This window comes from Streptomyces sp. Xyl84 (assembly GCF_059731885.1).
Genome location: NZ_AP029182.1, coordinates 5,401,069 through 5,415,711 on the forward strand (window position 1 = coordinate 5,401,069; position 14,643 = coordinate 5,415,711).

The 14,643-nt window shown below is 71.1% G+C and carries 13 protein-coding genes; all 13 read left to right on the forward strand.

The genetic code is table 11. The annotated features are described in order from the left end of the window. Window positions 1–116: 116 nt before the first annotated feature. Window positions 117–1,796 (forward strand): UDP-N-acetylmuramoyl-L-alanyl-D-glutamate--2,6-diaminopimelate ligase, encoded by a 1,680-nt coding sequence (locus AC6I72_RS23415; protein WP_498003174.1) that lies wholly within the window; start codon window positions 117–119, stop codon window positions 1,794–1,796. 119 nt (window positions 1,797–1,915) lie between these two features. After that, window positions 1,916–3,331, forward strand: coding sequence for a UDP-N-acetylmuramoyl-tripeptide--D-alanyl-D-alanine ligase (locus AC6I72_RS23420; protein WP_366723415.1), 1,416 nt, complete (start codon window positions 1,916–1,918; stop codon window positions 3,329–3,331). Continuing rightward, on the forward strand, window positions 3,328–4,401 hold the full coding sequence (mraY, locus tag AC6I72_RS23425) for a phospho-N-acetylmuramoyl-pentapeptide-transferase (RefSeq protein ID WP_498003175.1): 1,074 nt from the start codon (window positions 3,328–3,330) through the stop codon (window positions 4,399–4,401). The genes AC6I72_RS23420 and mraY overlap by 4 nt, the downstream gene beginning before the upstream one ends. After that, window positions 4,383–5,813 carry a UDP-N-acetylmuramoyl-L-alanine--D-glutamate ligase gene (gene murD / locus AC6I72_RS23430; RefSeq protein WP_498003176.1) on the forward strand — a complete coding sequence of 477 codons (1,431 nt, stop codon included), beginning with the start codon at window positions 4,383–4,385 and terminating at the stop codon, window positions 5,811–5,813. The genes mraY and murD overlap by 19 nt, the downstream gene beginning before the upstream one ends. A gap of 95 nt (window positions 5,814–5,908) precedes the next feature. After that, window positions 5,909–7,387, forward strand: coding sequence for a putative lipid II flippase FtsW (gene ftsW / locus AC6I72_RS23435; protein WP_498003177.1), 1,479 nt, complete (start codon window positions 5,909–5,911; stop codon window positions 7,385–7,387). A gap of 6 nt (window positions 7,388–7,393) precedes the next feature. Beyond that, entirely contained in the window at window positions 7,394–8,482 is a 1,089-nt protein-coding gene (gene murG / locus AC6I72_RS23440) for an undecaprenyldiphospho-muramoylpentapeptide beta-N-acetylglucosaminyltransferase (protein ID WP_366723418.1), read from the forward strand. Between the two features lie 27 nt (window positions 8,483–8,509). Continuing rightward, window positions 8,510–9,304 (forward strand): cell division protein FtsQ/DivIB, encoded by a 795-nt coding sequence (locus AC6I72_RS23445; protein WP_498003178.1) that lies wholly within the window; start codon window positions 8,510–8,512, stop codon window positions 9,302–9,304. 278 nt (window positions 9,305–9,582) lie between these two features. Then, the gene (ftsZ, locus tag AC6I72_RS23450; protein WP_037863365.1) at window positions 9,583–10,800 is read left to right on the forward strand and encodes a cell division protein FtsZ; all 1,218 of its coding nucleotides are present in this window, start codon (window positions 9,583–9,585) and stop codon (window positions 10,798–10,800) included. Further along, window positions 10,797–11,528, forward strand: coding sequence for a peptidoglycan editing factor PgeF (gene pgeF, locus AC6I72_RS23455; protein WP_498003179.1), 732 nt, complete (start codon window positions 10,797–10,799; stop codon window positions 11,526–11,528). The genes ftsZ and pgeF overlap by 4 nt, the downstream gene beginning before the upstream one ends. Window positions 11,529–11,534: 6 nt before the next feature. Further along, window positions 11,535–12,254 carry a YggS family pyridoxal phosphate-dependent enzyme gene (locus AC6I72_RS23460; protein WP_498003180.1) on the forward strand — a complete coding sequence of 240 codons (720 nt, stop codon included), beginning with the start codon at window positions 11,535–11,537 and terminating at the stop codon, window positions 12,252–12,254. A gap of 127 nt (window positions 12,255–12,381) precedes the next feature. Next, window positions 12,382–13,023, forward strand: coding sequence for a cell division protein SepF (locus tag AC6I72_RS23465; protein WP_037863360.1), 642 nt, complete (start codon window positions 12,382–12,384; stop codon window positions 13,021–13,023). Between the two features lie 51 nt (window positions 13,024–13,074). Beyond that, a complete protein-coding gene (locus AC6I72_RS23470; RefSeq protein ID WP_009188102.1) occupies window positions 13,075–13,365 on the forward strand; it encodes a YggT family protein in 291 nt (96 codons plus the stop codon). Window positions 13,366–13,417: 52 nt separating this feature from the next. Beyond that, a complete protein-coding gene (locus AC6I72_RS23475) occupies window positions 13,418–14,596 on the forward strand; it encodes a DivIVA domain-containing protein (RefSeq protein ID WP_037863356.1) in 1,179 nt (392 codons plus the stop codon). Window positions 14,597–14,643: the final 47 nt, after the last annotated feature.

Genomic DNA, 14,643 nt, shown 5'->3' on the forward strand with positions numbered 1-14,643 from the left:
CGAAGTCCCCACGCCCCACCCCAGCCCCACGGCCCCCGAGAGCCCCACGGCCCCGACCGGCACCGCGGCACCCGCCGCGGCCCGTACCACCGGAACAGAACCACCAGGAACAGCCCGTGACGACGATCACCCCGGAACCCGGGAACCGCCCGCAGCCGTCGCCCTCGCTTCGCCCGCAGGCGGGTACGCCCGGTACGCTCACCGCCGTGCCACACCCTGATCAGTCCCAAACCACCCAGAAGGGCGCTTCCGTGACATACCCGGGGCCGCCGCGACCGGTTCAGGTCACCGCCACCACCCTCGCGGAGCTGGCCGGTCAGCTGGGTACCGCGCAGCCGGACAGCACCGCCGAGGTCACGGGCATCACCCACGACTCGCGTGCCGTGCGCCCCGGCGACCTGTACGCCGCCCTGCCCGGGGCCCGCGCGCACGGCGCCGACTTCGTCACCCAGGCGGCGAGCCTGGGCGCGGTCGCCGTGCTCACCGACCCGGCCGGTGCCGAGCGCGCCGCCGCGACCGGCCTGCCGGTGCTGGCCGTGGCGGACCCGCGCGCGCGGATGGGCGAACTGGCGGCCACGATCTACGGCCGGCCCGGCCACGATCTGCTCCAGATCGGCATCACCGGCACCTCCGGCAAGACCACCACGGCCTACCTCGTCGAGGGCGGCCTGAAGACCGCGAGGTCCACCGGCCTGATCGGCACGGTGGAGATGCGGATCGGCGAGGAGCGCATCAAGTCCGAGCGCACCACCCCGGAAGCGACCGACCTGCAGGCCCTGTTCGCCGTCATGCGCGAGCGCGGCGTCGAGGCCGTCGCCATGGAGGTCTCCAGCCACGCCCTGGTGCTCGGCCGGGTCGACGGCTGCGTCTTCGACATCGCCGTCTTCACCAACCTCAGCCCGGAGCACATGGAGTTCCACTCCGGCATGGAGGACTACTTCCAGGCCAAGGCGCAGCTCTTCACGCCCCGCCGCAGCAGGCTCGGCGTCGTCAACCACGACGACGAGTACGGCCGCAGGCTCGCCCGGGAGGCCACCGTCCCGGTCGTCACCTTCTCCGCCGAGGGCCACCCGGACGCCGACTGGCGCGCCGAGGACGTCCAGGTCGGACCGATGGACTCCACGTTCACCGTGATCGGCCCCGAGGGGCAGCGGATCGCCGCCCGGTCCCCGATCGCGGGCCCGTTCAACGTCGCCAACACGCTCGCCGCGATCGTCGCGCTGGCCGCCGCGGGCCTGGACCCGCAGAGCGCCGCCGACGGCATCGGGGCCGTCCCGGGCGTGCCGGGCCGCCTGGAGCGCGTCGACGCCGGGCAGCCCTACCTCGCGGTCGTCGACTACGCGCACAAGACGGACGCCGTGGAGTCGGTCCTCAAGGCGCTGCGCAAGGTCACCAAGGGGCACCTGCACGTGGTGCTCGGCTGCGGCGGCGACCGGGACACCACCAAGCGCGCCCCGATGGGCGCCGCCGCGGCCCGGCTCGCCGACACCGCGGTCCTGACCTCCGACAACCCCCGTTCCGAGGACCCCCTCGCGATCCTCGCCACCATGCTCCAGGGCGCCGCCTCGGTGCCCGCGCACGAGCGCGGCGAAGTGCTCCTGTTCGAGGACCGGGCCGCCGCGATCGCGGCCGCCGTCGGCCGTGCGCGGCCCGGGGACACGGTCCTGGTCGCGGGCAAGGGCCACGAGCAGGGCCAGGACATCGCGGGCGTCATCCGTCCCTTCGACGATCGCGAGGTCCTGCGCGAAGCCATCCGGAGCACCCAGCGCGAAGCCGTCGGGGACACCCGGGGATGAACGTCCGCCAGACCCCGGCGGCGCGCCCGTGCCGGACCCGGGGACGACCGTGAAGACCCAGGGACGACCGTCCGAACGACCCAGGGATTGAAAATCCAGAAGACCCAGGGGATGAACTTGTGATCGCCCTCTCCCTCGCCGAGATCGCAGCAGTCGTCGGCGGGCAGACGCACGACATACCGGATCCGTCCGTCCAGGTGACCGGACCCGTCGTCCGGGACTCCCGGGAGGCGGTGCCCGGCAGCCTCTTCGTCGCCTTCGCCGGCGAGCGCGTGGACGGCCACGACTTCGCCGCCGCCGTCGTCGAGGCCGGCGCGGTCGCCGTGCTGGCCACCCGTCCCGTCGGCGTGCCCGCGATCGTGGTCGAGGACGTCCAGTCCGCCCTCGGCGCCCTCGCCCGCCACGTCGTGAACCGGCTCGGCGCCACCCTCGTCGCCCTGACCGGCTCCGCGGGCAAGACCAGCACCAAGGACCTCATCGCCCAGGTGCTGCGGCGCAAGGCTCCGACCGTGTTCACGCCCGGCTCGCTCAACAACGAGATCGGGCTGCCGCTGACCGCCCTGAGCGCCACCGAGGAGACGAAGTTCCTCGTGCTGGAGATGGGCGCCCGCGGCATCGGGCACATCCGCTACCTCACCGGACTGACCCCGCCGAAGGTGGGCCTCGTGCTCAACGTCGGCAGCGCCCACATCGGCGAGTTCGGCGGCCGGGAGCAGATCGCCCAGGCCAAGGGCGAACTGGTCGAGAGCCTGCCGCCGGCCGAGGAGGGCGGGACCGCGATCCTCAACGCCGACGACCCGTTGGTCCGGGCCATGGCCTCCCGTACGACGGCGAAGGTGCTCCTTTTCGGAGAGTCCGACGAAGCGGACGTACGCGCCGAGAACGTGAGACTCACGGACAGCGGACAGCCTTCCTTCAGCCTTCACACACCCTCCGGTGCATGCGATGTGACCATGCGCCTGTACGGTGAGCACCACGTGTCGAACGCGCTCGCCGCGGCCGCCGTCGCCCATGAGCTGGGCATGTCCGCAACCGAGATCGCCACCGCGCTCTCCGAGGCGGGCTCCCTCTCCCGCTGGCGGATGGAGGTCACCGAGCGCCCGGACGGCGTGACCGTCGTCAACGACGCCTACAACGCCAACCCGGAGTCCATGCGGGCCGCCCTGCGCGCGCTCGCGGCGATGGGCCGGGGGCGGCGGACCTGGGCGGTGCTCGGCAAGATGGCCGAGCTCGGGGACGAGGCGCTCGCCGAGCACGACGCGGTCGGACGGCTCGCCGTCCGGCTCAACGTCAGCAAGCTCGTCGCGGTCGGGGGCAGGGAAGCGTCCTGGCTGCAACTGGGCGCATACAACGAGGGTTCGTGGGGTGAGGAGTCGGTGCACGTGTCCGACGCACAGGCGGCGGTCGACCTGTTGCGCAGCGAGTTGCGCCCGGGGGACGTCGTGCTCGTGAAGGCGTCCCGTTCGGTCGGTCTGGAGAGCGTTGCCCAGGCGCTCGTCGAGACCGGTGCCGAGGGTGAGGTCGCGGCCCGATGATGAACCAGATCCTGTTCGCGGGAGTCATCGGCCTCTTCCTGACGCTGGTCGGCACCCCGCTGCTGATCAAGCTGCTGGCCCGCAAGGGCTACGGCCAGTACATCCGCGACGACGGACCGCGCGAGCACGCCAGCAAGCGCGGTACGCCGACCATGGGCGGCATCGCCTTCATCCTGGCGACGGTCGCCGCCTACTTCCTGTCCAAGGTGATCACCGGCAAGCCCCCGACCTACTCGGGTCTGCTGGTGCTCGGCCTCATGGTCGGCATGGGCATGGTCGGCTTCCTCGACGACTACATCAAGATCGTCAAGCGCCGTTCGCTGGGTCTGCGCGCCAAGGCCAAGATGGCGGGCCAGCTGATCGTCGGCATCGGCTTCGCGGTCCTGTCGCTGATGTTCTCCGACAACCGCGGCAACACCCCGGCCTCCACCAAGCTGTCGTTCATCACGGACTTCGGCTGGACGATCGGCCCGGTGCTGTTCGTGATCTGGGCGCTGTTCATGATCCTCGCGATGTCGAACGGCGTGAACCTCACCGACGGCCTGGACGGCCTGGCCACCGGCGCCTCCGTCCTGGTCTTCGGCGCCTACACCTTCATCGGCGTGTGGCAGTTCCAGGAGTCCTGCGCCAACGCGATGACCCTGACCAACCCCAACGCCTGTTACGAGGTGCGCGATCCGCTCGACCTCGCGGTCGTCGCCTCCGCGCTGATGGGTGCCTGCCTCGGCTTCCTGTGGTGGAACACCTCACCGGCCAAGATCTTCATGGGCGACACCGGTTCGCTCGCGCTCGGCGGTGTGCTCGCGGGCCTGGCCATCTGCTCCCGCACCGAGCTGCTGCTCGCGCTGCTCGGCGGCCTGTTCGTGCTCATCACCATGTCGGTGGTCATCCAGGTCGGCTCCTTCCGGCTCACCGGCAGGCGCGTCTTCCGGATGGCGCCACTCCAGCACCACTTCGAACTCAAGGGCTGGTCCGAAGTGCTCGTCGTGGTCCGTTTCTGGATCATCCAGGGCATCTGTGTGATCGTCGGACTGGGCCTCTTCTACGCGGGATGGGCAGCGGACAAGTGACCGACTGGCAGGGGAAGAACGTCACCGTCGCCGGGCTCGGCGTCTCCGGGATCCCGGCGGCCAAGGTCCTGCACGGCCTCGGCGCGCACGTCACCGCCGTCAACGACGGCGACGACGAACGCTCCCGCGCCCAGGCGGCCGAACTGGAGTCCCTGGGTGTCACCGTGCGCCTGGGGGACGGCGATTCCCTGCCCGACGGCACCGAGCTGATCGTCACCACCCCCGGCTGGAAGCCGGACAAGCCGCTGTTCCAGGCGGCCGGCAAGGCCGGCGTCCCGGTCTGGGGCGACGTCGAACTCGCCTGGCGGCTGCGGGGCCTCGACGGCCGGGAGCCGGCCCCGTGGCTGGCCGTCACGGGCACCAACGGCAAGACCACCACCGTGCAGATGCTCGCCTCCATCCTCGAGGCGGCGGGCCTGCGCACGGCGGCGGTCGGCAACATCGGCGTCTCGCTGCTGGACGTCGTCCTCGGCGAGGAGCGCTACGACGTGCTCGCCGTCGAACTCTCCAGCTACCAGCTGCACTGGGCGCCCTCGCTGCGCGCCCACTCCGCCGCCGTCCTCAACCTCGCCCCGGACCACCTCGACTGGCACGGCTCCATGGAGGCGTACGCCGCCGACAAAGGCCGCATCTACGAGGGCAACCGCGTCGCCTGCGTCTACAACGCCGCCGACCCGGCCACCGAGGAGCTGGTGCGCGCGGCGGACGTCGAAGAGGGCTGCCGCGCCGTCGGGTTCACGCTCGGCACGCCCGCACCCTCCCAACTCGGCGTGGTGGAGGGCATCCTGGTCGACCGTGCCTTCGTCGAGAACCGGCAGAAGAACGCCCAGGAGCTGGCCGAGGTCGGCGACATCGACCCGCCCGCCCCGCACAACATCGCCAACGCCCTTGCCGCCGCCGCCCTCGCGCGCTCCTTCGGCGTCCCGGCGACGGCCGTGCGGGACGGGCTGCGGGCCTTCACCCCCGACGCCCACCGCATCGCGCACGTGGCCGACGTCGACGGCGTCGCCTACGTCGACGACTCCAAGGCCACCAACACCCATGCCGCGCAAGCCTCGTTGGCGGCATATGAACCGATCGTATGGATTGCGGGCGGTCTGGCGAAGGGTGCGGTCTTCGACGAACTGGTCGCGGGCGCGGCGAAGCGGCTGCGCGGCGTGGTCCTCATGGGCGCCGACCGCGCGCTCATCCACGACGCCCTGACGCGACACGCGCCGGAAGTCCCCGTCGTCAACCTCGACCGGACCGACACTGGGGCGATGCTCCAGGCCGTCCAGGAGGCGCGGCGGCTCGCCCGGCCCGGCGACACGGTGCTGCTGGCCCCGGCCTGCGCCTCCATGGACATGTTCGCCAACTACAACCGGCGTGGTGACGCGTTCGCGGAGGCCGTTCGCGAACTCGGCGCCCGCTGACCCCGGCCGCCCCCGCTGCCGGGCGACCTTGGAGGGACGCGTGGGATCCGCGAACCGAGCCAGACGCAGGCGGCCGACGTACAGCGGAGGCTCAGATGCCCGGTAGTCCCGGCAGCCGGGCGGGCCGTCCGCCCGCGCAGCGGACCACCCGGCGGCCCGCCGCCGGCCCGGCCGCGCGCGACAACGCCGTCCGCACCCTCGTCACCCGCGCCCGCAAGGCCTGGGACCGGCCGCTCACCGCGTACTACCTGATCCTCGGCGGCAGCTCGCTGATCACCGTGCTGGGCCTGGTGATGGTCTACTCGGCCTCCCAGGTCACCGCGTTGCAGATGGCGCTGCCCGGCTCGTACTTCTTCCGCAAGCAACTGCTCGCCGCAGTGATCGGCGCCGGGCTGCTCCTGGCCGCCGCCCGCATGCCGGTGAAGCTGCACCGGGCGCTGGCCTACCCGATCCTGGCGGGCGCGGTGTTCCTGATGGCACTGGTGCAGGTGCCGGGGATAGGGATGTCGGTCAACGGCAACCAGAACTGGATCTCGCTGGGCGGCTCCTTCCAGATCCAGCCCAGCGAGATCGGCAAGCTCGCCCTGGTGCTCTGGGCCGCCGACCTGATCGCGCGCAAGCAGGAGAAGCGGCTGCTCACGCAGTGGAAGCACATGCTCGTGCCGCTCGTGCCGGTCGCCTTCATGCTGCTCGGCCTCATCATGCTCGGCGGCGACATGGGCACCGCGATCATCCTCACCGCCATCCTGTTCGGGCTGCTGTGGCTCGCGGGCGCGCCCACCCGCCTCTTCGTGGGCGTCCTCTCGGTCGCCGGCCTGATCGGCCTGGTCCTCATCAAGACCAGCCCCAACCGCCTGGACCGGTTCGCCTGCGTCGGCTCCACCGACGTGACCAAGTGCTGGCAGGCGGTGCACGGCATCTACGCCCTGGCCTCCGGCGGATTCTTCGGTTCCGGCCTCGGTGCGAGTGTGGAAAAATGGGGTCAACTGCCCGAGGCCCACACCGACTTCATCTTCGCCGTGACCGGTGAGGAACTGGGCCTGGCGGGGACGCTGTCGGTGCTCGCCCTGTTCGCGGCTCTAGGCTATGCGGGCATCCGCGTGGCCGGACGCACGGAGGACCCCTTCGTGAGGTACGCCGCGGGAGGCGTGACGACCTGGATCATCGCGCAGGCGGTGATCAACATCGGTGCGGTGCTCGGCCTGCTGCCGATCGCCGGCGTCCCGCTCCCGCTGTTCTCCTACGGAGGGTCCGCCCTGCTGCCGACCATGTTCGCCATCGGGCTGCTGATCGCCTTCGCGCGGGACGAGCCCGCTGCGCGGGCGGCGCTTGCCATGCGGCAACCTCGGTTTGGTAGAAAGCGGGCGTCGGGCTCCGCGGCCGGCCGGAGAACCGGCCGCAAGCCCGACCGGACCTCCGGCCGCAAGCCCGGCCGGGAGTCCGCCGGCAGACCCGGCCATGGCTCGGGTCAGGGATCCGGGGCAGGATCGGGGCAGGGGTCCGGCCAGGGGCCCCGCAGATGGAACACGATGCGACGGCGCGCCTCGGCGGCGCGTTCGTCCGGAGAGCGGTGAATTTCGGTGCATGTCGTACTCGCCGGCGGAGGTACCGCGGGCCACATCGAGCCCGCGCTCGCCCTCGCGGACGCCCTGCGCAGGCAGGACCCGACCGTGGGGATCACGGCCCTGGGCACGGAGCGCGGTCTCGAGACCCGGCTCGTCCCGGAGCGCGGTTACGAGCTGGCGCTGATCCCCGCGGTCCCGCTGCCGCGCAAGCCCACCCCCGAGCTGATCACCGTCCCGGGCCGGCTGCGCGGCACGATCAAGGCCGCCGAGCAGATCCTGGAACGCACCAAGGCCGACGCCGTGGTCGGTTTCGGCGGTTACGTCGCCCTGCCCGGCTACCTCGCCGCCAAGCGGCTCGGCGTGCCCATCGTGATCCACGAGGCCAACGCCCGCCCGGGCCTGGCCAACAAGATCGGCTCGCGTTACGCGGCCCAGGTCGCCGTCTCCACCCCGGACAGCAAGCTGCGCGGCGCCCGCTACATCGGCATCCCGCTGCGCCGGGCCATCGCCACCCTGGACCGGGCCGCCGTACGCCCCGAGGCCCGCGCGGCGTTCGGGCTCGACCCCAACCTGCCCACGCTGCTGGTCACCGGCGGCTCGCAGGGCGCCCGCCGGCTCAACGAAGTGGTCCAGCAGGTCGCGCCCTGGCTGCAGCAGGCGGGCATCCAGATCCTGCACGCCGTCGGCCCGAAGAACGAACTGCCGCGCGTGCACCAGATGCCGGGTATGCCCCCCTACATCCCGGTAAGTTATCTGGATCGGATGGACCTCGCGTACGCCGCGGCCGACATGATGCTCTGCCGCGCGGGCGCGATGACCGTCGCCGAACTCTCCGCCGTCGGACTCCCGGCCGCCTACGTCCCGCTGCCCATCGGCAACGGCGAACAGCGGCTGAACGCCCAGCCGGTGGTCAAGGCGGGCGGCGGACTGCTGGTCGACGACGCGGACCTCACCCCGGAGTGGGTGCAGCAGAACGTCCTGCCCGTGCTCGCCGACCCGCACCGGCTGTACCAGATGTCCCGTGCCGCCGGTGAGTTCGGCCGCCGGGACGCCGACGACCTGCTCGTCGGCATGGTGTACGAGGCCATCGCCTCGCGCCGTTAGGACCATATGAACGAAGGGGTTTGAGACGTGGCCGGACGGACGACCGCCGAACGCGGTGAACGCCAGCAGCAGTCGTCCGGCCCGCTCCGGGGCCGCCGGCTGCGGCGGCCGCCCCTTCGTGCGGTCGTCGCCCTGGCCCTGGCCGTGGTCCTCCTCGGCGGCGGAACCCTCTGGGTCCTGTACGGCTCGTCCTGGACCCGGGTGGAGCGGGTGTCCGTCTCCGGCACCCGGGTGCTGACCCCAGCACAGGTGCGCGCGGCCGCCGAGGTCCCGGTGGGCGATCCGCTCATTTCCGTCGACACCGCCGCGGTCGCGGCCCGCCTGCGCCGCCAATTGCCCCGAATTGACTCGGTTGATGTCGTTCGTTCATGGCCGCACGGAATCCAGCTGAATGTGGTCGAGCGCACCCCGATCATGGTGGAGGAAAAGGGCGGAAAGTTCGTCGAAGTGGACGCGCGGGGCGTGCGGTTCGCCACGGTCGCCCAGGCGCCGAAAGGCGTTCCCGTCCTGGAATTGTCCCTTTCCCGCTCCGCCCCGGCGGCCGCGAGCCTGCGGCGCTTCGACGAGGCCCGCCTGGTGCGCGAGGCCGTCACGGTCGCGGGCCGCATCCCGGCCGCGGTCTCCCGCCAGACGCGCGCCGTCAAGGTCCGTACCTACGACGACATCTCGCTGGAGCTGAGCGGGGGCCGCACCGTGGTGTGGGGCAGCGGCGAGAGCGGCGCCGAGAAGGCCCGCGCCCTCACCGCGCTGATGAAAGCGGTGCCCGGCGCCCGGCACTTCGACGTCAGTGTCCCCACCGCGCCCGCGTCATCGGGGAGTTGACGGGTATACGTGCAGGCCAGCACCCTGGTTGGGCACCGCTATGCCTGATCACATAGGGTGAAAAGAAAAACGGGAGGTTCGGCGTGTTCGTTGAACGGGCGCCACTTGTCGACTTAGTGTCCTGTTCAGAAGACTTCAGGGAACAGGCACACTGGTAACCCTAAACTTCAGGGTTAGGGTTCGGGTCGGCGTTACGGACCGTCCCATTCGGCATCAGCCGTCGCGGCGCGGACAGCGCGCAACGACGGCGACGTAATTCGAGGCGAGAGGCCTTCGACGTGGCAGCACCGCAGAACTACCTCGCAGTCATCAAGGTCATCGGTGTCGGCGGCGGTGGTGTCAATGCCATCAACCGGATGATCGAAGTCGGTCTCAAGGGCGTCGAGTTCATCGCCATCAACACCGACGCACAGGCGCTGTTGATGAGCGACGCCGACGTCAAGCTCGACGTCGGCCGCGAACTGACCCGCGGACTCGGCGCCGGAGCCAACCCGGCCGTCGGCCGCAAGGCCGCCGAGGACCACCGCGAGGAGATCGAAGAGGTCCTCAAGGGGGCCGACATGGTCTTCGTGACGGCCGGTGAAGGCGGCGGCACCGGCACCGGCGGCGCGCCGGTCGTGGCCAACATCGCGCGCTCCCTGGGCGCCCTCACCATCGGCGTGGTCACCCGCCCCTTCACCTTCGAGGGACGGCGCCGCGCCAACCAGGCGGAGGACGGCATCGCCGAACTCCGCGAAGAGGTCGACACCCTCATCGTCATCCCCAACGACCGGCTGCTGTCCATCTCGGACCGCCAGGTCAGCGTGCTCGACGCGTTCAAGTCCGCGGACCAGGTGCTGCTGTCCGGTGTGCAGGGCATCACCGACCTGATCACCACCCCCGGCCTGATCAACCTCGACTTCGCCGACGTCAAGTCGGTCATGTCCGAGGCCGGTTCGGCCCTGATGGGCATCGGCTCGGCCCGCGGCGACGACCGCGCGGTGGCCGCCGCCGAGATGGCGATCTCCTCCCCGCTGCTGGAGGCCTCCATCGACGGCGCCCGCGGCGTGCTGCTCTCCATCTCCGGCGGCTCCGACCTCGGCCTGTTCGAGATCAACGAGGCCGCCCAGCTGGTCAGCGAGGCCGCCCACCCGGAGGCCAACATCATCTTCGGCGCGGTCATCGACGACGCCCTCGGCGACGAGGTGCGGGTCACCGTGATCGCGGCCGGCTTCGACGGCGGCCAGCCCCCGGCCCGCCGGGACAACGTCCTCAGCTCGGCGTCCTCGTCCCCGTCCGCCTCGTCCTCCCCGCGCCGCGAGGAGCCCGCGCCGGTACGGCAGCCCGAGAACCGTCCGTCCTTCGGCTCGCTCGGCAGCGTGAAGCCGAAGGAGGAGCCGGAGCCGGTCGCGCCCGAGCCGCTGAGCGACCTCACCCCGCCGCCGGCCCCGCCGGCGCCGCGGACCTACACCGACAGCGCGGCCGAGGAACTGGACGTACCGGACTTCCTGAAGTGATAGGACAGCGCGACACCGTGAACGGCGCGCACTTCGCCTTCACCGACCGGTGGGGCGGGGTGAGCGCCGTTCCGTACGAGGAGCTGAACCTCGGCGGCGCGGTCGGCGACGACCCGGCCGCCGTACGGACCAACCGCGAACTGGCCGCCAAGTCCCTCGGACTGGACCCGGCCCTGGTGGTCTGGATGAACCAGGTGCACGGCGCGGACGTGGCGGTCGTGGACGGACCGTGGGACACCGCGGCCGGCGTCCCGTCCGTCGACGCGCTCGTCACCACCCGGCGCGGTCTCGCCCTCGCCGTGCTCACCGCCGACTGCACACCGGTGCTGCTCGCCGACCCGGCCGCCGGTATCGCGGCCGCGGCCCACGCGGGACGGCCCGGCCTGGTGGCCGGAGTGGTGCCCGCCGCCGTACGCGCGATGGTGGAACTCGGCGCCGACCCGGCCCGGATCACCGCCCGCACCGGACCCGCCGTGTGCGGCCGGTGCTACGAGGTGCCCGAGGCGATGCGCGCCGAGGTGAGCGCGGTCGCGCCGGCGGCGTACGCCGAGACGAGTTGGGGCACGCCGGCTCTCGACGTGAGCGCCGGGGTGCACGCGCAGCTCGAACGCCTCGGCGTGCACGACCGGGAGCACTCGCCGGTGTGCACGCGCGAGTCGGACGACCACTTCTCGTACCGCCGCGACCGCACCACCGGTCGGCTCGCGGGCTACGTCTGGCTGGACTGATGGGGCATGACGGAACGTAAGGACGAACTCGCCGCGAATCTGGCGAGGGTTCAGGAGCGCATCGCCGCCGCGTGCGCCGCCGCGGGACGCCCGCGCGAGGACGTGACCCTGATCGTGGTCACCAAGACCTATCCGGCGGCGGACGTGCGGATGCTGGCGGACCTGGGGGTGCGGCACGTCGCGGAGAACCGCGACCAGGACGCGGCGCCGAAGGCCGCGGAATGTTCGGATCTGCCCTTGAGTTGGCATTTTGTCGGTCAACTTCAGACCAACAAGGTTCGATCCGTCGTCGGTTACGCGGACGTCGTGCAGTCCGTGGACCGCTCCCGGCTCGTCACGGCGCTCTCCAGGGAGGCCGTGCGCGCGGAGCGCGAACTCGGGTGCCTCATCCAGGTCGCGCTGGACGCCGGGGTGAGCGGCCGGGGCGAGAGGGGCGGCGTGGCACCCGAGGGGATCGGGGAGTTGGCCGACCGGATCGCTTCCGCCGAAGGGCTGCGGCTGGACGGGCTGATGACCGTCGCGCCGCTGACCGGTGAGTACGCCGGGCGTCAACAGGCGGCGTTCGAGCGGCTCATGGATTTGTCGACCTACCTGCGCCGGGCCCATCCGGCTGCCACCATGGTCTCGGCAGGGATGAGCGCGGACCTCGAACAGGCCGTGGCCGCCGGAGCGACACATGTGCGCGTCGGCACCGCGGTACTCGGAGTCCGCCCCAGGCTCGGGTAACGTCGCCAAGAAGTCGGACCACAGCAGAAAATATGGTCAATACCGCCGAAGAAGGCGCAACGACCTCGTGGATCGCGGGGACTTGGCGGTCGTCAGTCGATCCACCACAGAGCGGAGGACTCAGAGCATGGCCGGCGCGATGCGCAAGATGGCGGTCTACCTCGGCCTCGTGGAGGACGATGGGTACGACGGCCGGGGTTTCGACCCCGATGACGACTTCGAACCCGAACTCGACCCGGAGCCCGAGCGGGACCGCCGACGGCACGAACCGTCGCACCAGCCGCACGGAACACATCAGCCCCAAAGGGACGAACCGGTACGCGTGGTGCAGCCTCCGGCGCCACGCGAACCTGTGTCCCATTCCGCTTCGCTCCCGGCGGAATCCCCTCGTCCGGCGCGCATCGCGCCCGTGGCATCCATCACACAAGAACGCGCCAGCCTGGAGAAGAACGCACCGGTGATCATGCCCAAGGTCGTGTCCGAACGTGAGCCGTACCGGATCACCACACTTCACCCCCGGACCTACAACGAGGCCCGTACCATCGGGGAACACTTCCGTGAAGGCACCCCGGTGATCATGAATCTGACGGAGATGGACGACACGGACGCGAAGCGACTTGTCGACTTTGCCGCCGGTCTGGTGTTCGGTCTTCACGGCAGCATCGAGCGGGTGACACAGAAGGTGTTTCTGTTGTCGCCTGCTAACGTCGATGTCACGGCGGAGGACAAGGCCCGCATCGCAGAGGGCGGGTTCTTCAACCAGAGCTGAGACGCACCACCGGAAAACAGGCACGGAACAGGGGAGAGGGAAGCACCGATCATGGGCGTGGCCATGGAGGTTCTCTACATCGCGCTGATGGTGTTCCTCATCGTGCTGATCTTCCGTTTGGTCATGGATTATGTGTTCCAGTTCGCCCGCTCGTGGCAACCCGGCAAGGCGATGGTGGTCGTTCTGGAGGCCACCTACACTGTCACCGATCCACCGCTGAAGCTTCTGCGGCGGTTCATTCCGCCGCTGCGTCTCGGGGGCGTGGCGCTCGACCTGTCCTTCTTCGTCCTGATGATCATCGTCTACATCCTGATCTACATCGTGGGGAACCTCGCGACGTGACTGTGGACGATACGGTCTTGCCGACTGCCGATGACTACGTTGAGGTGAAGAGATGCCGTTGACCCCCGAGGACGTGCGGAACAAGCAGTTCACGACCGTCCGCCTCCGAGAAGGCTATGACGAGGACGAGGTCGATGCCTTCCTCGACGAGGTCGAGGCCGAGCTGACCCGCCTGCTCCGCGAGAACGAGGACCTGCGCGCCAAGCTGGCCGCGGCCACCCGGGCCGCCGCGCAGAACCAGCAGAACATGCGCAAGCCTCCGGAGCAGCAGGACCAGCAGCACCCGCAGCAGGGTCCCGGTGGCCCCGGCATGCCCCAGCAGGGCGGGATGCCCCAGCAGGGCGGCATGCCGCAGCAGGGCATGCGAGGTCCCGGCGCTCCGGTGCCTGCCGGGATATCGGGCCCGCCGCAGCAGCAGATGGGCGGCCCCATGGGTGGCCCGCCCCAGCTGCCTAGCGGTGCCCCGCAGCTGCCCGCCGGCCCCGGCGGACAGGGCCCGCAGGGCCCCGGCCCGATGGGCCAGGGTCCCGGACCGATGGGCCAGGGCCCCGGTCCGATGCAGGGGCAGATGGGTCCGGGTCCGATGGGCGGCCCGAACCCGATGGGTCCCGGCCCGATGGGTCAGGGTCCCGGTGGCGACAGCGCCGCGCGCGTCCTGTCGCTGGCCCAGCAGACCGCCGACCAGGCGATCGCCGAGGCGCGTTCCGAGGCCAACAAGATCGTCGGCGAGGCCCGTTCGCGCGCCGAGGGTCTCGAGCGTGACGCCCGTGCCAAGGCCGACGCCCTGGAGCGGGACGCGCAGGAGAAGCACCGCGTCGCGATGGGCTCCCTGGAGTCCGCCCGCGCCACGCTGGAGCGCAAGGTCGAGGACCTGCGCGGCTTCGAGCGCGAGTACCGTACGCGACTGAAGTCGTACCTGGAGTCGCAGCTGCGTCAGCTGGAGACTCAGGCCGACGACTCGCTGGCCCCGCCGCGCACCCCCGCGGCCGCCTCGCTGCCGCCGTCCCCGGCGCCGTCGATGGCTCCGGCCGGTGCGAGCGCCCCGTCCTACGGCGGCAACCAGTCGATGGGCAGCGCGCCCAGCCCGTCCGGTCCGTCCTACGGCGGCCAGCAGCAGATGTCCCCGGCGATGACCCAGCCGATGGCACCGGTACGACCGCAGGGCCCGTCCCCCATGGGCCAGGCGCCGTCCCCGATGCGCGGCTTCCTCATCGACGAGGACGACAACTGAGGAGCCCTGACGGGTTCCCGAGCGAAGGAACGAACAAGGCGTCGGCA

Excerpts from the sequence above, each read along its gene's own strand:
- murD (WP_498003176.1), top strand. The coding sequence starts at position 4,383 with ATGGGCAGCGGACAAGTGACCGACTGGCAGGGGAAGAACGTCACCGTC.
- AC6I72_RS23470 (WP_009188102.1), top strand. The coding sequence starts at position 13,075 with ATGGGCGTGGCCATGGAGGTTCTCTACATCGCGCTGATGGTGTTCCTC.
- ftsW (WP_498003177.1), top strand. The coding sequence starts at position 5,909 with ATGCCCGGTAGTCCCGGCAGCCGGGCGGGCCGTCCGCCCGCGCAGCGG.
- mraY (WP_498003175.1), top strand. The coding sequence starts at position 3,328 with ATGATGAACCAGATCCTGTTCGCGGGAGTCATCGGCCTCTTCCTGACG.
- AC6I72_RS23465 (WP_037863360.1), top strand. The coding sequence starts at position 12,382 with ATGGCCGGCGCGATGCGCAAGATGGCGGTCTACCTCGGCCTCGTGGAG.
- AC6I72_RS23460 (WP_498003180.1), top strand. The coding sequence starts at position 11,535 with ATGACGGAACGTAAGGACGAACTCGCCGCGAATCTGGCGAGGGTTCAG.
- AC6I72_RS23475 (WP_037863356.1), top strand. The coding sequence starts at position 13,418 with ATGCCGTTGACCCCCGAGGACGTGCGGAACAAGCAGTTCACGACCGTC.